This is a genomic window from Mycobacterium sp. (assembly GCF_051006775.1).
Classification (GTDB): Bacteria; Actinomycetota; Actinomycetes; order Mycobacteriales; family Mycobacteriaceae; genus Mycobacterium.
On record NZ_JBPCSX010000049.1, the window covers coordinates 1 to 18,048 of the forward strand.

Consider the following 18,048-nt stretch of genomic DNA (forward strand, 5'->3'; position numbering starts at 1 on the left):
TCTTCTGGACACCACCGCACACCTGGGCGCTGGCCATGAAGTACAAGGACGACTACGCCGCCGCCGGCGTCCCGATGCTGCCCGTGGTCGCGACCGAGCGTCAGGTCACCACTCAGATCGTCGTCTACACCTGGCTGACGGTGGCTGCCACCCTCGCTCTCGTCCCCGCCGCCGGCTGGCTCTACGCCGTGGTCGCGCTGCTGGCCGGTGTCTGGTTCCTGGCGCTCGCGCACTCCCTGCACGCCGGAGTCAAGCGCGGTATCGCGGTCAAGCCGCTACGGCTGTTCCTGCACTCGAACAATTACCTGTCCGCGGTGTTCGTGGCCCTGGCGGTTGATTCGGTCCTTGCGCTGCCGCTCCTTCCCTGAGGGCTTTCTCCGCTGCGAGCGTGCGCAAAGTGCCCACCGGTGCGGCGTGTCGCCGTTCCGACACGCACGCTCGCGCTGGGGAGTCGCGAGGCCCAGGGGAGAACTAGGGCATCAGCACGATCGAGCCTGTTGTGCGGCGGGCCTGCAGGTCCTCATGAGCTCGCCGCGCATCAGACAGCGGGTAGTGCCCGCCCACCGTTACCGTGATCGAGCCGTCGGCGATCGCGTCCAGCACCTCGCCGGCACGCCAGGCGAACTCGTCGGCGGTGCGGATGAAGTGGGCCAGGTTGGGCCGGGTCAGGAATACCGAACCGGCGGCGTTGAGCCGCTGCGGGTCCACCGGCGGCACCGGTCCGCTGGAGGCGCCGAACAGGGCCAGGGTGCCCCGGACGGCCAAGCTGGCCAGGCTGGCGTCGAACGTCGTCCGGCCCACCCCGTCATAGACCGCGGCCACCCCGTGTCCGTCGGTCAACTCGCGGACCTGGGCGGCGAACCCGGCCGGATCCTCCGGGTAGTCGAGCACCTCCACGGCTCCGGCCTGCCGTGACAGCGCCGCCTTCTCCGGCGTCGACGCGGTGGTGATCACCCGTGCGCCGATGCTGGTGGCCCACTGGGTCAGGATCAGTCCCACCCCGCCGGCTCCCGCGTGCACCAGAAGAAAATCCCGCGGCTGCACCCCGTAGACCGATTTGATCAGATAGTGCGCGGTCATCCCCTTCAGTAGGGCTGAGGCGATCGCGTCGGAGCGCACCGCATCGGGCACGTAGGCAACGAAATCGGCTGGGGCCGTGCAGTATTCGGCATAGGCGCCGGAGGCGTTGGCGGTGACGACCCGGTCGCCGACATTGAGCGCGGCCACCTCGTCACCGACCTCGGCCACCGTGCCGCACACCTCCTGGCCGGCCACGAAGGGCAGTGCGCGCGGATATATCCCCGAGCGGAAGTAGGTGTCGATGTAGTTGACACCGATGGCATCAGCTCGGATCAGCACCTCCCCGGCTCCGGGGGTCGGGGTCGGCTTCTCGACATAGCGCAGAACCTCGGGTCCGCCCGTCTCGGCGATTTCGATTGCGTGCATGTCACTATCATCCCCCCATGAAGCTGGCCCGGCCCAACGTCTTCCATCCGCGCATCGTGCTGGCGTCCTGCCGGCAACTGCCCGGCGGTGACGGCGACGACGACGGCGTGGTGGCCGCCTTGCGCAAGCGCGGCATCAACGCCCGCTGGCTGCCCTGGGACGACCCCGAGACCGAGAGCGCCGATCTGGTGATCCTGCGGGCGGCCTGGGACTACGCGGACCGCCGGGACGAGTTCCTGGCCTGGACCGCCCGGGTGCGCAACCTGCTCAACGCGCCCGCGGTGGTGGCATGGAACAGCGATAAGCACTACCTGCGAGATCTCGCCGCGGCCGGGGTGCCGGTTCTGGACTCCCGGTTCTTCAGTCCGGGGGATTCGGTGACGCTGCCGCGCGGGGAGGTCGTTGTCAAGCCCGCCATCGGAGCCGGATCGGTTGACGTTCACCGCTTCACCGACCGGGCCGCTGCCCGCACGCACGCCGCGGCCCTGCTCGACGCAGGTCGCGACGTGCTGGTGCAGCCCTACGATCCGCGGGTGCAGGACGGCGAGACCGCGCTGGTCTTCCTCGGCGGTGAGCAGTCGCACGCCTTCACCAAGGGGCCCATCTTGCCGCCGCAGGGACGCAAGCCCGCACTGGATGAATCCGGCACCTTCGCCGAGGAGACGCTCTCTCCGGCGGAACCCGACTTCGAGATGTGGGACGTCGGCTATGCCGCGCTGGAGGCCGCGTGCGCACACCTGGGCATCGGCGTGAACGAACTGCTCTACGCCCGGGTCGATCTGATCGGCGGCCCAGCTGATCCGCTGCTGCTGGAACTGGAACTGATCGAACCGTCGCTGGGGTGGCGGCAACTCGATAAGACGACCCGCGGACTGCAGGAAAGAAAGTTCGCAGTCGCGGTGGAGTCAGCGCTGGAGCGGCTGGGACTCGGTCCGCTGTCTCATCGACGCCCATAGCGCTGCCGTCGCCGCGGTGCACGCCGTCGCGCCCGCCACGTGCATGGCCACCAGGACGGCTGGAACGCCGGTATAGAACTGAATCTCGCCGATCAGGCCCTGCAGGACGACGAGTCCGAGCAGAACCGCGAGCCGACGCCTGACCGGCTGCGGTGCAGCGACTGCCAGCAGTCCTGCGCCCAGGCCCACCAGCAGGCTGAGGTAGCAGACCAGCAGGGTGGCGTGCGCATGGACGAGTGTGAGGATCTCGACCTCCAGGCGGGGCACCACCCGCTGCGGGGTCTTATCGCCGGCGTGCGGGCCGGCGGCGGTCACCAATGATCCGGTCACCAGTGTCGCCGTCAATGCCAGCGCCGAGCCAACCGTCAACTGCCGCAGCGGTTTCGGAACCACCTCGGTCACTACGCCATCGTCGGGTTCGCCGACCTTGACGTAGAGCAGAGTGGCCAGCCAAACCATCAACATCGACACCAGGAGGTGAATCGCCACCGTCCACCACAGCAGGCCGGTGAGGACGGTGATACCGCCGATGACTGCCTGCAACACCGTCGATGCCGGCATCAACCAGGCGTAGAACAGGACTTCGCGCCGCCGCCGGGCTCGGGTGACGGCCAGCACGGCCAGGATGGCCGTGATGACAACCGCGAAGGTGATCAGCCGGTTGCCGAACTCGACGGCCTGATGAACGAACGGGACCTCAGATCGCGGCACCGGGGTGAAACTTCCGGGGAAACACTGCGGCCAGGTCGGGCAGCCCAATCCGGATGCGGTGACCCGCACGATCGAACCGGTCACTGCGATACCGGCCTGGGTCAGCAGCACCGCCAGGGCGATCCCTCGCTGAGTCCGCAGACTGGGCAGTGGCAGCCTGTCGACGATGCGCCGGAACGCGCCCGAGGTGGTGGTCATGTGAACCGGAACCAGCGCAGGGCCGCCAGTGTCGACACCGTTCCCCAGGCCAGCAGCACCGCGATGCCGAACCAGTCGAACGACAACTCGGTGGCTCGCGACAGTGCCTCGGTCAGCGCGCCGGACGGGGTCAGGCGGGCCACCCAGGCCAGGGCCCGCGGAATTGCGGCGGTCTCCAGTGTCAGCGCACCGATACCGGCGAAGACGAACCACAGCAGGTTGGCCACGGCCAGGACGATCTCGGCGCGCAGGGTGCCGCCGAGCAGCAGGCCCATGGAGACGAACGTCGCAGTGCCTATCGCGATCACCACCGCACCCAATAGGAGACCTGCCGGGTTCGGTCGCCAGCCAAGCGCCGCTGCTATACCGCCGAGCAGGAGCGCCTGTAGGAATACCACGCTGACAACCGCCATCGCCTTGCCGGCGATGATGCCCCATACCGGAAGTGCCGTGGCACCAAGTCTTTTCAGCGCGCCGTAGCGGCGGTCGAAGGCGACAGCGATTGCCTGGCCGGTGAACGCGGTGGAGATCACCGCGACCGCCATGATCACCGGCGCGAACACCGCCACGCGGTTCTCGCCGAAGTCGCCCAGCGGCAGCAGGGTCAGCCCGACCAGCAGGGTGATCGGAATGAACATGGTCAGTAACAGCTGTTCGCCGTTACGCAGCAACAACTTCAGATCCAGCTGGTACTGGGCGGCCAGCATCCGCGCCACACTGTTGGGCCGGGGATCGGGGGAGAAGGTGCCTGCCGGGAACAGTTCGGTCATGACCGCAATTCCTTACCGGTCAGATCGAGGAAGACATCCTCGAGGCTGCGCTGGTCCACTCGCAGGTCGGTGGCGAGGATGTTCAACCGCGCGCACCAGGCTGTCACCGTCGCCAGCACCTGGGGGTCGACGATGCCCTCGACCAGGTACTCGCCGGGAGCGGTTTCACGGGCCCGGTAACCCTCCGGTAGTGCGGCCAAGAGCAGTGAAAGATCAAGGCGCCGTGGGGCGGTGAACCGGAGTTGGCCCTCGGCGCCGACGCTCATCAGCTCCGCGGGGGTTCCGGCCGCGACCTGTGAGCCGTGATCGATGATGACGATCTGATCCGCCAGTTCCTCGGCTTCCTTGAGCTGATGGGTGGTCAGCACCACGGTGACGCCGTCACGGCGCAACGCGTCGATGAGTTCCCAGACGACTACCCGGGCGTGAGCATCCATTCCGGCGGTGGGCTCGTCGAGGAAGACCAGTTCCGGCCGTCCGACGATCGCGCATGCCAGGGCCAGGCGCTGTTGCTGTCCGCCGGAGAGCCGACGGTAGGTGGTGCGTGCGGCGTCGGTGAGCCCGAGGGTGTCCAGCAGCCAGTCCGGGTCCAGGGGCTTGGCGGAGTAGGCGGCGACGAGGTTGAGCATCTCGGCGGCTTGCGCCGCCGGGTATCCACCGCCGCCCTGCAGCATGACGCCGATCCGTTCGCGCAGTCGGGCGTTGTCGGTGGCGGGGTCCAGGCCCAGCACCTCGATGGTTCCGGCGTCGGGCCGGGTGAATCCCTCGCACATCTCGACCGTGGTGGTCTTGCCGGCGCCGTTGGGTCCGAGCAGGGCCAGCACCTGAGCGCGTTCGACCTCCAGGTCGAGGTCCGCCACCGCAACTGTGGTCCCGTAGCGCTTGGACACCCCGCGCAACCGGACCGGAGGTGTGGAACCTGGACTCACGGGGAGTCAGCGTAGGCGTTCGGGGTGCGGCCGCCGATCACCGGTTCGGGGTCCTGCCCGCTGTAACGCTCCGAGGTGCCGGGCACGTAGCGCCAGGGCAACCGGTTGAGGGTCACGCCGATCAGCAGCAGCGCGATCAGCGTGCTGGCCACGGTCGCGTCGACGATCTGGAAAAGGGCGAATCTGTCGCCGTTTGCGGTCGGGCCGAAGATGCCGACGATCAGTGTCACCGCGATGGTGGCGATGCGGAATCCCGGCCGGGTGGCCCAGGCCGCCAGCGGGATGATCGCCCACAGCAGATACCAGGGCTGCACGACCGGGAACAGCAGCACGGTGGCGCCCAGGGCGACACCCAGTCCGCCGACCGGGTTGAGCCGACCGCGCAGCACCGCCAGCAGCAGCCAGCTGACCGTCAGGGCGATGATGAGAACACCGATCGCACGAGTCAGGGACAGCACCGCAGTGGTGTGGTCGCCCAGGCCCAGCAGGATGCCGATCTGACCGGTGGCCAGGGCGAGCAGGGTTGGTGGCGACATCCAGCTGCGCACCACATTGGCGGTGCCGAGGGTGAAGATCCAGCCGAAGCCCAGTCCGCTGATCCAGCCGATGAAGGCCATCACCGCCAGCGCCAGCGTCACCAGGGCGGTCCCCGCGGTCAGGAAGGCCCGCAGCGTGCCGCCCCACCGGTGGGCCAGCGCCATCGCCACGAAACCCAGTGCCAGCAGTCCGGGAAGTTTCACCTGGGAGGACAGCGTGATCAGCACGGCGCCGCCCACCACCTGGCCCACCGGCACCCACTGCGCCCACTCGGCGCGGGATCCGGGCCAGTGCACCGGTCGGGGCAGTAGAGCGCTGGGCGAATCAATACCGCGCAGCGCGATTTCGGTGCCGGTGAGCATCAGGCCCAACATCAGCGCCTCGTTGTGGATGCCGGCGACCAGATGCATGAGCAGCAGGGGGTTGGCCGCACCCAGCCACAGCGCACTGACCTCGGCCACTCCGCAGCGCCTGGCCAGCCGGGGGGTGGCCCAGACGATCAGGCCGACACCGATCAGCACGACGATGCGGTGACACAACACCGCGGCGACGATGTTCTCGCCGGTCAGTGCGGAGATACCGCGGCCGATCCAGAGGAACAGCGGGCCGTAGGGCGCCGGGGTCTCCCGCCACAGGCTGGGCACCGACAGGGTGAATACATGGTCCAGGCCGAGCCCGGGGGCCGGGCCGACCGGGTAGGGATTAAGGCCGAGTCGGGTGATCTGACTCTGGGCGAGATAGGAATAGACGTCCTTGCTGTACATCGGCGGTGCGATCAGCAGCGGGAGGATCCACAGCATCAGGGTCCGGTCCAGCTGGCTGCGCGACATCCGCCGCGGGCCGAGGGTGAAGCGCCCGAGCATCAGCCAGGCCAGAGCCATCATCACCGCGCCGGTGGTGGTCATGGTCAGCGAGACGGTTTGGATGCGGGACGGCAGATTGAGCAGCCGCACGCCGAACGTCGGGTCCTGGACGACCGGCCGCGCACCGGCTCCGAGTGCCCCGATGGCCATCAGGACGGTTCCGGTTGCGCCGAACAACCGGGTGCGCCGCATGGCGAGCATTTCGGTGTCGTTGAGTGGTGTTCCCACCGGCCGCTCATCGCCGTGCAAGCTGGCGATCGACGAGCTCAAGGAGTGCTGGCGGGCAGCCATTCCCGCACTCTAACCGGCACCGCGACGACCGCCGCCCAAGTTAGGGTGCCCTTGCTGGACCGGCCTCCCGCAATTGCGTCACACTGATGTTGTGAAAATGCAGCCGGCGGAGTCACCCGTACCAGTGCCGGTGCCCGCGCATGACGGCCAGACCCGGCGGGAGATCGTCAAACTGCTGCTGGAGTCGGGCGCTATCACCGCTGTCGAGATCGGACGGCACCTCGGGATCTCGGCGGCCGGAGTGCGACGGCACCTCGACGCCCTGGTCGACGATGGCGACGCGGAGGCCAATCCGGCCGCCGCCTGGCAGCAGGTGGGCCGCGGCCGGCCGGCCAAGCGTTACCGGCTGACTCCGGCGGGCCGGGCCAAGCTGGAGCACTCCTACGACGATCTGGCATCGGCCGCGATGCGGCAGTTGCGGGAGATCGGCGGCGATGAAGCGGTGCGGACTTTCGCCCGTCGCCGTATCGACACGATCCTGGCCGGGGTTGACGCCGTCGACGGTGATGACGTTCCGGCGGTCGAGGATGCTGCCGAACATGTCGCCGGCGCGCTGACACAGGCCGGATACGTGACCACCACGACCCGGGTCGGCGGACCGCTCCAGGGCATTCAGATCTGTCAGCATCACTGCCCGGTTTCCCATGTGGCAGAAGAGTTTCCGGAGCTGTGCGAAGCCGAGCAGCAGGCGATCTCCGAAGTTCTTGGCACCCATGTGCAGCGGCTGGCCTCCATCGTCAACGGTGACTGCGCCTGCACCACCCACGTTCCGCTCACCCCTACCGTTCGCAATGAACAAGGAGCATCGGCATGACAACCAGCCCGGAAGTTCAGCAGCTCAGCCAGGACGAGACCATTGCCTCGCTGGGTCATTACGGCTACGGCTGGTCGGACTCCGATGTTGCCGGTGCCAGCGCCCAGCGCGGTATCTCCGAAGCCGTTGTTCGCGATATCTCGGCGAAGAAGAGTGAACCGTAGTGGATGCTCGACGTCCGGCTCAAGGCGCTGCGGACGTTCTACAAGAAGCCGATGCCGAACTGGGGTTCGGACCTCGGCGGTATCGACTTCGACAACATCAAGTATTTCGTGCGCTCCAGCGAGAAGCAGGCCGCGACGTGGGATGAGCTTCCGGAGGACATCAAGAACACCTATGACCGCCTTGGTATCCCGGAGGCCGAAAAGCAGCGACTGGTGTCGGGTGTGGCGGCTCAGTACGAATCGGAAGTTGTCTACCACTCGATCCGCGAAGACCTCGAGGCTCAGGGTGTGCTCTTCCTCGACACCGATACCGCGCTCAAGGAACAGCCGGAGATCTTCCGGCAGTACTTCGGCACGGTGATCCCGGCCGGCGACAACAAGTTCTCCGCGCTCAACACCGCGGTGTGGTCGGGTGGTTCGTTCATCTACGTCCCGCCCGGTGTGCACGTCGACATCCCACTGCAGGCTTACTTCCGGATCAATACCGAGAACATGGGACAGTTCGAGCGAACGCTCATCATCGCCGACGAAGGTTCCTACGTGCACTACGTGGAGGGCTGTACCGCTCCGATCTACAAGAGTGATTCGCTGCACTCGGCGGTGGTTGAGATCGTCGTGAAACCAGGTGCACGGGTTCGCTACACCACCATCCAGAACTGGTCGAACAACGTCTACAACCTGGTCACCAAGCGTGCCCGTGCCGAGGCCGGAGCCACCATGGAGTGGATCGACGGCAACATCGGCTCCAAGGTCACGATGAAATACCCGGCGGTGTGGATGACCGGTGAGCACGCCAAGGGTGAGGTGCTCTCGGTGGCGTTCGCCGGCGAGGGGCAGCATCAGGACACCGGTGCAAAGATGCTGCATCTTGCTCCGAACACCTCGAGCAATATTGTGTCCAAGTCCGTCGCGCGCGGCGGCGGCCGGGCTTCCTACCGTGGACTGGTTCAGGTCAACAAGGGTGCACACGGATCGCGTTCAAGCGTGAAATGCGATGCGCTGCTGGTGGATACGATCAGCCGCAGCGACACCTATCCGTATGTCGATATCCGCGAGGACGACGTGACGATGGGGCATGAGGCCACCGTGTCCAAGGTCAGCGAGGATCAGCTGTTCTATCTGCGCAGTCGCGGTATGACCGAGGACGAGGCGATGGCGATGGTGGTGCGCGGTTTCGTCGAGCCGATCGCCCGGGAACTGCCGATGGAATACGCGCTCGAACTCAACCGGCTGATCGAACTGCAGATGGAAGGCGCGGTCGGATGACCGCAACGATCGTCGACTCGAGCCCGACGTTGGCCTCCGCCAACAAAGGCGATCAGCTCGCTTCCTTCGACATCGATGCCTTCGAGGTTCCCGGCGGCCGCGACGAACTCTGGCGGTTCACCCCGCTCAAGCGGCTTCGCGGATTGCACGACGGCAGCGCTGTGGCGACCGGCACCGCTCGGATCGCAGTGGCCGAACAGGATGGGGTGACGGTGGAGACCGTGGCCCGCGGCGATCAGCGACTCGGCCAGGGCGGGGTGCCGGCCGACCGTGTTGCGGCCCAGGCCTTCTCCGCGTTCGACACCGCGACGATCGTCACCGTGGCCCGCGGTGCGCAGACTCAATTGCCGGTCGAGATCGTCGTCACCGGACCCGGTGAGGGTAAGACCGCCTACGGACACCTGCAGATCCGAGCCGGTGAACTCGCCGAGGCCGTCGTCGTGATCGATCAGCGCGGCAGTGGGACCTACGCCGACAACGTCGAATTCGTTCTCGGCGACGCCGCCCGGCTGACCGTGGTGTGGATTGCCGACTGGGCTGATGACACCGTCCACCTCAGTGCCCAACACGCCCGGCTCGGCCGCGATGCGGTGCTGCGCCACATCGCGGTAACCCTCGGCGGCGAGGTGGTACGGATGTCTGCGGCGGTGCGCTACGACGCACCCGGCGGCGATGCCGAACTGCTGGGCCTGTACTTCGCCGACGCCGGCCAGCACTTGGAATCCCGCCTGCTGGTCGACCACTCCGCGCCCAACTGCCGGTCCAATGTTCTCTACAAGGGTGCGCTGCAGGGTGATCCGGAATCGGTGAAGCCTGATGCGCGCACCGTCTGGATCGGCGACGTCCTGATCCGGGCCGAGGCCACCGGCACCGACACCTTCGAGGTCAACCGCAACCTGGTGCTCACCGACGGCGCCCGCGCCGATTCGGTGCCGAACCTCGAGATCGAGACCGGTGAGATCCTCGGCGCGGGGCATGCCAGTGCCACCGGACGATTCGACGACGAGCAGTTGTTCTACCTGCAGGCTCGCGGAATCCCGGAAGACCAGGCCCGCCGGTTGGTGGTGCGCGGATTCTTTGGCGAGATCATTTCCAAGATCGCTGTCGCTTCCATCCGCGAACGCCTGACCGACGCCATCGAACACGAATTGGCTTTGACCGAATCGACAAACGGCACTGAAACGAAAGCTGACTCATGAGCACCCTCGAGATCAAAGACCTCCACGTCTGCATCACCAACCCGGACGGCACGGCGAAGGAGATCCTCAAGGGCGTCAACCTCACGGTGCGCTCGGGGGAGACCCATGCGGTCATGGGCCCCAACGGATCCGGTAAGTCGACGCTGTCCTACGCGATCGCCGGACATCCCAAGTACACCGTCACCTCGGGGTCGATCACCCTCGACGGAGAGGACGTGCTGGCGATGAGTGTCGATGAGCGCGCCCGGGCCGGACTATTCCTGGCCATGCAGTACCCGGTCGAGGTGCCCGGCGTCTCGATGTCGAACTTCCTGCGCACGGCCGCCACCGCGATGCGTGGCGAGGCCCCCAAACTGCGGCTGTGGGTAAAAGAAGTCAAGGCCGCGATGGTCGACCTCGAGATCGACCCGCAGTTCGCCGAGCGCAGCGTCAACGAGGGGTTCTCCGGTGGTGAGAAGAAGCGCCATGAGGTGCTGCAGCTGAGCTTGCTCAAGCCCAAGATCGCGATCCTCGATGAAACCGACTCGGGCCTGGACGTCGACGCACTGCGGGTGGTCAGCGAGGGCGTCAACCGGTTTGCCGAGGCCGAGCATGCCGGTGTGCTGTTGATCACGCACTACACCCGGATCCTGCGCTACATCCAGCCGCAGTTCGTGCACGTATTCGTCGACGGACGCATCGTGGAATCCGGCGGCCCGGAACTGGCCAACGAACTCGAGGAGAACGGCTACGAGCGGTTCTCCCGAACCGCCACCCAGGCGCCCGCATGACATCAACGGTTCGGGCGGATATCGATGTGGAGAAGATCCGCGCCGATTTCCCGATCCTGAACCGGGTGATGCGCGGCGGTCACCGGCTGGCCTACCTGGACTCCGGGGCGACCTCGCAGAAGCCGGTGCAGGTGCTCGACGCCGAGCGGCACTTCATCACCACCTCGTACGGCGCCGTGCACCGCGGGGCGCACCAGCTGATGGAGGAGTCCACCGACGCCTTCGAGCAGGGTCGTGCCGACGTCGCCGCCATCGTCGGCGTCGCGCCCACCGAACTGGAGTTCACCAAGAACGCCACCGAGGCGCTGAACCTGGTGTCCTATGTGCTGGGCGACAGCAGGTCCCGCTTCGCGGTCGGCCCGGGCGATGTCATCGTCACCACCGAACTCGAACACCATGCGAATCTGATCCCGTGGCAGGAGCTTGCGCGGCGCACCGGGGCGACGTTGAAGTGGTACCGGGTCACCGACGACGGGCAGCTGGATCTGGACTCGCTACAACTCGACGAGCGGGTCAAGGTGGTCGCGTTCACCCACCACTCGAATGTGACCGGTACCGGCGCTCCAGTGCAGGAGCTGGTCAGGCGCGCCAGGGAGGTCGGGGCGCTGACGGTGCTCGACGCCTGCCAGTCGGTGCCCAACGCGCCGGTCGACTTCCGTTCCCTCGGCGTTGATTTCGCCGCATTCTCCGGTCACAAGATGCTCGGCCCGACCGGAGTCGGCGCGGTCTACGGGCGTCACGAACTGCTCGCCGAGTTGCCGCCGTTCCTCACCGGCGGTTCGATGATCGAGACGGTCACCATGGAGTCGGCCACCTATTGCGCGCCGCCGCAGCGATTCGAGGCCGGCACCCAGATGATCACCCAGGTGGTCGGATTAGGCACGGCCGCAAACTATCTCGCCGGAATCGGGATGGCCGCGGTCGCCGCCCACGAGCATCGGTTGGTCGAGGCAACCCTTGACGGCCTCGCCGAGATTCCTCAGGTTCGTATCGTCGGTCCCGCAGACCCTTCCCTGCGTCGTTCGCCGGTGGCCTTCGTTGTCGACGGTGTGCACGCCCACGATGTCGGGCAGGTGCTCGACGACGACGGGGTGGCGGTACGGGTCGGGCACCACTGCGCAGCGCCATTGCACCGACGGTTCGGGCTTGCCGCCAGCGTGCGGGCCTCGTTCGCGGTCTACAACACCCTCGATGAGGTGGAACGGTTGGTCGCTGGTGTGCGGCGGGCGATCGAGTTCTTCGGGGACCGGCGGGGATAGGTCGAGCGGATGCGTCTGGAACAGATGTACCAGGAGGTGATCCTGGACCACTACAAACATCCGCACCATCGCGGGCTGCGCGAACCGTTCAGCGCCGAGGTGCGGCACGTCAATCCCACCTGCGGAGACGAAGTCACCCTGCGGGTGACGCTGTCCGGCGACGGAGAGCAGGTGACCGACGTGTCCTATGACGGGCAGGGCTGCTCGATCAGCCAGGCCGCCACCTCGGTGCTGGCAGACCAGGTGATCGGCGCATCCGTCGGTGATGCGATCAAGACCGTGGAAGCCTTCAACGAGATGATCACCTCGCGAGGAGCCATCGACGGCGATGAGGATGTGATCGGCGACGGGATAGCCTTCGCCGGAGTGTCGAAATATCCCGCCCGGGTGAAATGCGCGCTACTGGGCTGGCTGGCGTTCAAGGCCGCCATCACCGAGGCGACGTTGTTAAGTAATGACCGGAAGGGACACGCATGAGCGACATCGTCAGCGAGGAAATGCTGGCCGACCTTGAGGAGGCCATGCGCGACGTGGTTGACCCCGAACTCGGGATCAACGTCGTGGACTTGGGTCTGGTCTACGGGCTCAACGTCGAGAGCGCCGACAGTGGCACGGTGGCGGTGGTCGATATGACGCTGACCTCGGCGGCCTGCCCGCTGACCGATGTGATCGAGGATCAGGTGAACACCGCACTGGTGGGCGCCGGTCTGGTCAGCGCGGTGAAACTCAACTGGGTGTGGAACCCGCCGTGGGGTCCGGACAAGATCACCGACGACGGCCGAGATCAACTCAGGGCGCTGGGGTTCACCGTCTGAAGCGGGTCAGGTCAGCACGAGCCGGGAACACCGGCACCGGTGCCGGGCGTTAGGACCGATATGGCTACCCAGGACCTGACCGAACAGAACTTCAATGACACCGTCGACGGCAACGACATCGTGCTGGTCGACTTCTGGGCCTCGTGGTGCGGTCCGTGTCGCGCATTCGCGCCGACCTTCACCGCGTCCTCCGAGAAGCACCCCGACATCGTGTTCGGCAAGGTCGACACCGAGGCGCAGGAACAGCTGGCTGCCCGGGCCGAGATCCGTGCCATCCCGACGCTGATGGCCTTCAAGAAGGGCCAGCTGGTGTTCAACCAAGCCGGTGCGCTTCCGCCGGCCCAGCTCGAGGCCGTCATCCAGCAGGTGCGTGATCTGGACCTCGACGCGGCCGAGGATCTCTGAGCCGTACCGGGGCTGCCTCGCGATAGCGTGCACGGGTGAGCCAGTCTGACTTCGTATTGATCGACCGCCCCCGACCCGGCATCGCGCTGGTGACCTTGAACCGGCCCGAGCGGATGAACTCCATGGCGTTCGACGTCATGATCCCGCTGCGCGACGCCCTCGCTCAGTTGCACCACGACAACGATGTGCGGGTCGTCGTGCTCACCGGGGCGGGGCGCGGTTTCTCCTCGGGTGCCGACCACAAATCCGCCGGTGCAGTGCCCCATGTGGCGGGTTTGACCAAGCCCACCTACGCGCTGCGCTCTATGGAGATCCTCGACGAGGTGATCCTTGCCATGCGGCGGCTGCACCAGCCGATCATCGCCGCGGTCAACGGGGCGGCGATCGGCGGCGGCCTGTGCCTGGCGCTGGCCGCTGATATCCGGGTGGCTGCAGCCGACGCCTACTTCCGCGCGGCCGGCATCAATAACGGCCTGACCGCCAGCGAGCTGGGCCTGAGCTATCTGCTTCCGCGGGCGATCGGATCCTCCCGCGCTTTTGAGATCATGCTCACCGGCCGCGATGTCAGCGCTGAGGAGGCCGAGCGGATCGGGTTGGTGTCGAGCCAGGTGCCCGTCGCAGACCTGCTGGTTACCTGCTATGGGATCGCGGAACGGATCGCCGGATTCTCCCGGCCGGGCACAGAGCTGACCAAGCGGACGCTGTGGACCGGGCTGGACGCCGGTACCCTGGAGGGACACATGCAGGCCGAGGGCCTCGGGCAGCTCTATGTGCGCCTGCTCACCGCAAACTTCGAAGAGGCGGTCGCCGCGCGCGCACAGGGTCGCCCCCCGGTCTTCACCGACGAGAAGTAGTTGTTGACAGCGGCGCCCGGGATTCACGCCGCCGACGATGCAGAGCGAAGCGATGAGGAGGAGCGGCGCCCGTGATCACCGCAACGGACCTCGAGGTCCGCGCCGGAGCGCGCACGCTGCTGCTCGCTGAGGGGCCGGCACTGCGGATTGCGCCCGGCGACCGGATCGGTCTTGTCGGGCGCAACGGTGCGGGCAAGACCACGACGATGCGGATCCTGGCCGGCGAGGGCGATCCCTATGCCGGCACGGTGGCCCGCAGTGGCGAGGTCGGCTATCTGCCGCAGGACCCACGCGAGGGCGACCTCGAGGTGCTGGCTCGCGATCGGGTGCTGTCGGCCCGCGGACTCGACACGCTGCTGGCCGACCTGGAGAAGCAACAGGTCCTGATGGCCGAGGTGGTCGACGACGCCGAACGCGATAAAGCCATTCGGCGTTACGGTCAACTCGAGGAACGCTTCGCCGCACTCGGCGGGTATGCGGCCGAGAGTGAGGCGGGGCGGATCTGCGCGAGCCTGGGGCTGGCGGAGCGCGTACTCACCCAGCCGTTGCGCACCCTGTCCGGCGGTCAGCGCCGCCGGGTTGAGCTTGCGCGAATCCTTTTCGCCGCCAGCGAGAGTGGCTCCGGAACCGACACCACGCTGCTGCTCGATGAACCGACCAACCACCTCGACGCAGACTCGATCGGCTGGCTGCGTGACTTTCTCAAGAATTACAGCGGCGGTCTGGTAATCATCAGCCACGACGTGAACCTGCTTGCCGAGGTGGTCAACCGGGTGTGGTTCCTCGACGCGGTTCGCGGTGAGGCCGACGTCTACAACATGGGTTGGCAGAAATATCTCGACGCCCGGGCCACCGATGAGCAGCGCCGTCGGCGCGAACGCGCCAATGCCGAGAAGAAGGCCTCCGCGTTGCGCACCCAGGCCGCGAAGATGGGGGCCAAGGCCACCAAAGCCGTTGCAGCCCAGAATATGTTGCGTCGTGCCGAGCGGATGATGTCCGCCCTCGACGACGAGCGGGTGGCCGACAAGGTGGCCAAGATCCGATTCCCCGTTCCGGCCTCCTGCGGGAAGACTCCGCTGATGGCGAAGGGCCTCACCAAGACCTATGGGTCCCTGGAAGTTTTCACCGGAGTGGATCTGGCCATCGACCGGGGTTCCCGGGTGGTGGTGCTGGGCCTCAACGGTGCGGGCAAGACCACGCTGCTACGGGTGCTGGCCGGCACCGAGAAGCCGGATGCCGGCGCCATCGAACCCGGGCACGGCTGCAAGATCGGCTATTTCGCCCAGGAGCATGACACCCTCGACAACACGTCGACGGTCTGGGAGAACATCCGTCACGCCGCCCCCGACACCGGTGAGCAGGATCTGCGAAGCCTGCTGGGTGCATTCATGTTCACCGGCCCGCAACTCGATCAGCCCGCGGGCACGCTCTCCGGCGGCGAGAAGACCCGACTTGCGCTGGCCGGCCTGGTCGCCTCGACCGCCAACGTGCTGCTGCTCGACGAGCCGACCAACAACCTCGACCCGGCATCCCGGGAGCAGGTACTGGATGCACTGCGCAGTTACGCCGGTGCGGTGGTGCTGGTGACCCACGATCCGGGGGCAGCCGAGGCGCTGGAACCGCAGCGCGTGGTACTGCTACCGGACGGAACCGAGGACCACTGGTCCGAGGACTACGCGACCCTGATCGAACTGGCCTGACGCGTCAGTCGGTGCGGCGTCGCACTGAATCCTCAACGAGATCGAGGACCGCAGACAGCCGTGCCGGATCCTCGCCAGCGGCCAGCCGTGCCACCAGGCCGTCGAGGACCAGGTCCAGGTAGCACTGGATGACGTCGCCGGGGATGTCCTGGCGCACCCGGCCGGCCTGCCGTTGACGCTGCAGCCGGCCGGTGGTGGCCGCGGCCAGAGCGGCCGAACGTTGTGCCCAGCCCTGCTGGAAGACCGGATCGTTGCGCAGCTTGCGGGCGATCTCCAGGCGGGTGGCCAGCCAGTCGAATTCCTCAGGTGCGGCAAGCATTTCGCGCATAACCTGAATCAGGCCCTCGCGGGCGGCCACGTCGGCCATTCGCGCGGCATCCTCGCGCGCAAGCTCGAAGAACAGCGTGTCCTTGTCGCGGAAGTGGTGAAAGATCGCGCCTCGCGACAAACCGATGGCCTGCTCGAGCCTGCGGACAGTTGCCTTGTCGTAGCCGTGTTCGGCGAAGCACCGGCGCGCGCCGTCCAGTATCTGGCGACGACGCGCGGCCAGGTGATCCGCGCTGACTCGGGGCATTTCTGCCACCGCCTCCGATCGGCCGGCTAGGCCGACCCGGCCCGCAGCATGTTGCGCAGCACGTACTGCAGGATGCCGCCGTTGCGGTAGTAGTCCGCCTCGCCGGGGGTGTCGATGCGCACAACCGCGTCGAACTCGACCGCCGAACCGTCGGACTTGGTGGCCTTGACGTGCACCGTCTTCGGGGTCTTGCCCTTGTTGAGCTCTTCGATACCGGTGATGTCGAATACCTCGGTGCCGTCGAGTTTCAGCGACTTCGCCGATTCACCGGCGGGGAACTGCAGCGGGATCACACCCATACCAATGAGATTCGACCGGTGAATACGCTCGAATGACTCGGTGATCACCGCGCGCACGCCGAGCAGGCTGGTGCCCTTGGCGGCCCAGTCCCGAGACGATCCCGAGCCGTACTCCTTACCGCCAAGCACCACCAGCGGGATCTTCTTGGCCGCGTAGTTCTGCGCGGCGTCGTAGATGAACGCCTGCGGCGCATCAGGCTTGGTGAAGTCGCGGGTGTAGCCCCCGGAGACGACTTCGCCGAGCCCGGCCAGCACCTGATTGCTCAACCGGATGTTGGCGAAGGTGCCGCGGATCATCACCTCGTGGTTGCCGCGCCGGGAGCCCAGCGAGTTGAAGTCTTCCGGCTTGACGCCGTTGGCCTCCAGGTACTGAGCGGCAGGGGTGCCCTTCTTGATGCTGCCGGCAGGCGAGATGTGGTCGGTGGTCACCGAATCGCCGAGCAGTGCAAGCACTCTGGCCCCGGTGATATCGGCAACCGGCTGCGGGTCGGCGGGCATTCCGTCGAAGTACGGGGGCTTTCGCACATAGGTCGACTTGGGATCCCAGGCGAAGGTGTTGCCCGAGGGCGTGGGCAGGTTCTGCCAGCGCTCGTCGCCCTTGTAGACGTCGGCGTAGCTGTCGGTGAACATCTTCCGGTTGATCGAGGAGGCGATGGTGTCCTCGATCTCCTTCTGCGACGGCCAGATGTCCTTGAGGAACACGTCGTTGCCGTGCGTGTCCTTGCCCAGCGGATCGGACTCGAAATCGAAGTCCATCGTTCCGGCGATGCCGTACGCGATCACCAGTGGAGGGGAAGCCAGGTAGTTCATCTTGACGTCGGGGGAGATGCGTCCCTCGAAGTTGCGGTTACCGGAGAGCACGGCCGCCACCGACAGGTCGTTGTCGTTGACCGCCTTGGAGATCTCGTCGGGCAGCGGGCCGGTGTTGCCGATGCAGGTGGTGCATCCGTAGCCGCCGAGGTAGTAGCCCAGCTTCTCCAGGTACGGCCAGAGGCCGGCCTTCTCGTAGTAGTCAGTGACCACCTGTGAACCCGGTGCCATGTTGGTCTTGACCCACGGTTTGGTGGTCAGCCCTTTCTCGACGGCCTTCTTGGCAAGCAGAGCGGCGCCGAGCATGACCGACGGGTTGGAGGTGTTGGTGCACGAGGTGATTCCGGTGACGACTACCGCGCCGTGATCGAGCACGAACTCACCGCGCTCTGCGGACTTCACCAGCACGGGCTTGGAC

The 18,048-nt window shown here is 66.6% G+C and carries 19 protein-coding genes and 1 pseudogene; 13 read left to right on the forward strand and 7 right to left on the reverse strand.

Annotated elements, in window-relative coordinates; all coding sequences use genetic code 11:
• On the forward strand, positions 1–368 hold a 368-nt coding region (locus ACR2JI_RS03500; RefSeq protein ID WP_526388079.1), incomplete at its 5' end, for a UbiA family prenyltransferase.
• Between the two features lie 103 nt (positions 369–471).
• On the opposite strand, the gene ACR2JI_RS03505 is transcribed toward ACR2JI_RS03500, so the two are convergent.
• Positions 472–1,446: a quinone oxidoreductase family protein gene (locus ACR2JI_RS03505; RefSeq protein WP_526388081.1), complete on the reverse strand. Its 975-nt coding sequence runs from the start codon at positions 1,444–1,446 to the stop codon at positions 472–474.
• Between the two features lie 17 nt (positions 1,447–1,463).
• Between ACR2JI_RS03505 and ACR2JI_RS03510 the strand changes: the two genes are divergently transcribed.
• Positions 1,464–2,402: an ATP-grasp domain-containing protein gene (locus tag ACR2JI_RS03510; RefSeq protein ID WP_526388083.1), complete on the forward strand. Its 939-nt coding sequence runs from the start codon at positions 1,464–1,466 to the stop codon at positions 2,400–2,402.
• Here ACR2JI_RS03510 and ACR2JI_RS03515 read toward each other — a convergent pair.
• The 4 genes from ACR2JI_RS03515 to mptB are packed head-to-tail and all read right to left on the reverse strand — an operon-like array spanning position 2,352 to position 6,701.
• On the reverse strand, positions 2,352–3,311 hold the full coding sequence (locus tag ACR2JI_RS03515) for a COX15/CtaA family protein (RefSeq protein ID WP_526388085.1): 960 nt from the start codon (positions 3,309–3,311) through the stop codon (positions 2,352–2,354). The genes ACR2JI_RS03510 and ACR2JI_RS03515 overlap by 51 nt on opposite strands.
• On the reverse strand, positions 3,308–4,081 hold the full coding sequence (locus ACR2JI_RS03520; RefSeq protein ID WP_526388087.1) for an ABC transporter permease: 774 nt from the start codon (positions 4,079–4,081) through the stop codon (positions 3,308–3,310). The genes ACR2JI_RS03515 and ACR2JI_RS03520 overlap by 4 nt, the downstream gene beginning before the upstream one ends.
• Entirely contained in the window at positions 4,078–5,010 is a 933-nt protein-coding gene (locus tag ACR2JI_RS03525; protein WP_526388089.1) for an ABC transporter ATP-binding protein, read from the reverse strand. The genes ACR2JI_RS03520 and ACR2JI_RS03525 overlap by 4 nt, the downstream gene beginning before the upstream one ends.
• On the reverse strand, positions 5,007–6,701 hold the full coding sequence (gene mptB, locus ACR2JI_RS03530) for a polyprenol phosphomannose-dependent alpha 1,6 mannosyltransferase MptB (protein WP_526388091.1): 1,695 nt from the start codon (positions 6,699–6,701) through the stop codon (positions 5,007–5,009). The genes ACR2JI_RS03525 and mptB overlap by 4 nt, the downstream gene beginning before the upstream one ends.
• A gap of 97 nt (positions 6,702–6,798) precedes the next feature.
• On the opposite strand from mptB, the gene ACR2JI_RS03535 reads away from it, so the two are divergent.
• The 11 genes and pseudogenes from ACR2JI_RS03535 to ACR2JI_RS03585 all read left to right on the forward strand — a co-directional run bounded on the left by ACR2JI_RS03535 (position 6,799) and on the right by ACR2JI_RS03585 (position 15,947).
• Positions 6,799–7,515: a helix-turn-helix transcriptional regulator gene (locus ACR2JI_RS03535; RefSeq protein WP_526388115.1), complete on the forward strand. Its 717-nt coding sequence runs from the start codon at positions 6,799–6,801 to the stop codon at positions 7,513–7,515.
• Positions 7,512–7,679, forward strand: coding sequence for a hypothetical protein (locus ACR2JI_RS03540; protein WP_526388093.1), 168 nt, complete (start codon positions 7,512–7,514; stop codon positions 7,677–7,679). The genes ACR2JI_RS03535 and ACR2JI_RS03540 overlap by 4 nt, the downstream gene beginning before the upstream one ends.
• A pseudogene (sufB, locus tag ACR2JI_RS03545) lies at positions 7,680–8,945 on the forward strand (Fe-S cluster assembly protein SufB); the annotation flags it as partial.
• On the forward strand, positions 8,942–10,144 hold the full coding sequence (gene sufD, locus ACR2JI_RS03550; RefSeq protein ID WP_526388095.1) for a Fe-S cluster assembly protein SufD: 1,203 nt from the start codon (positions 8,942–8,944) through the stop codon (positions 10,142–10,144). The pseudogene sufB and the gene sufD, both read left to right, overlap by 4 nt.
• Complete coding sequence (gene sufC, locus ACR2JI_RS03555; protein WP_526388097.1) at positions 10,141–10,914, forward strand: Fe-S cluster assembly ATPase SufC; 774 nt, start codon at positions 10,141–10,143, stop codon at positions 10,912–10,914. The genes sufD and sufC overlap by 4 nt, the downstream gene beginning before the upstream one ends.
• Positions 10,911–12,173: a cysteine desulfurase gene (locus ACR2JI_RS03560; protein ID WP_526388099.1), complete on the forward strand. Its 1,263-nt coding sequence runs from the start codon at positions 10,911–10,913 to the stop codon at positions 12,171–12,173. Before sufC ends, ACR2JI_RS03560 begins: the two co-directional genes overlap by 4 nt.
• A gap of 9 nt (positions 12,174–12,182) precedes the next feature.
• Entirely contained in the window at positions 12,183–12,650 is a 468-nt protein-coding gene (gene sufU / locus ACR2JI_RS03565; protein ID WP_526388101.1) for a Fe-S cluster assembly sulfur transfer protein SufU, read from the forward strand.
• Positions 12,647–12,988: a metal-sulfur cluster assembly factor gene (locus ACR2JI_RS03570; RefSeq protein ID WP_526388103.1), complete on the forward strand. Its 342-nt coding sequence runs from the start codon at positions 12,647–12,649 to the stop codon at positions 12,986–12,988. The genes sufU and ACR2JI_RS03570 overlap by 4 nt, the downstream gene beginning before the upstream one ends.
• A 60-nt stretch (positions 12,989–13,048) precedes the next feature.
• Positions 13,049–13,393 carry a thioredoxin gene (gene trxA, locus ACR2JI_RS03575; RefSeq protein WP_526388105.1) on the forward strand — a complete coding sequence of 115 codons (345 nt, stop codon included), beginning with the start codon at positions 13,049–13,051 and terminating at the stop codon, positions 13,391–13,393.
• 35 nt (positions 13,394–13,428) lie between these two features.
• On the forward strand, positions 13,429–14,247 hold the full coding sequence (locus ACR2JI_RS03580) for an enoyl-CoA hydratase (RefSeq protein ID WP_526388107.1): 819 nt from the start codon (positions 13,429–13,431) through the stop codon (positions 14,245–14,247).
• Positions 14,248–14,318: 71 nt separating this feature from the next.
• Complete coding sequence (locus ACR2JI_RS03585) at positions 14,319–15,947, forward strand: ABC-F family ATP-binding cassette domain-containing protein (RefSeq protein ID WP_526388109.1); 1,629 nt, start codon at positions 14,319–14,321, stop codon at positions 15,945–15,947.
• A 4-nt stretch (positions 15,948–15,951) separates the two neighbouring features.
• On the opposite strand, the gene ACR2JI_RS03590 is transcribed toward ACR2JI_RS03585, so the two are convergent.
• Together ACR2JI_RS03590 and ACR2JI_RS03595 are read right to left on the reverse strand one after the other, a co-directional pair.
• The gene (locus ACR2JI_RS03590; RefSeq protein WP_526388111.1) at positions 15,952–16,521 is read right to left on the reverse strand and encodes a TetR/AcrR family transcriptional regulator; all 570 of its coding nucleotides are present in this window, start codon (positions 16,519–16,521) and stop codon (positions 15,952–15,954) included.
• A 26-nt stretch (positions 16,522–16,547) separates the two neighbouring features.
• A partial coding sequence (locus ACR2JI_RS03595) for an aconitate hydratase (RefSeq protein ID WP_526388113.1) occupies positions 16,548–18,048 on the reverse strand: 1,501 nt, incomplete at its 5' end.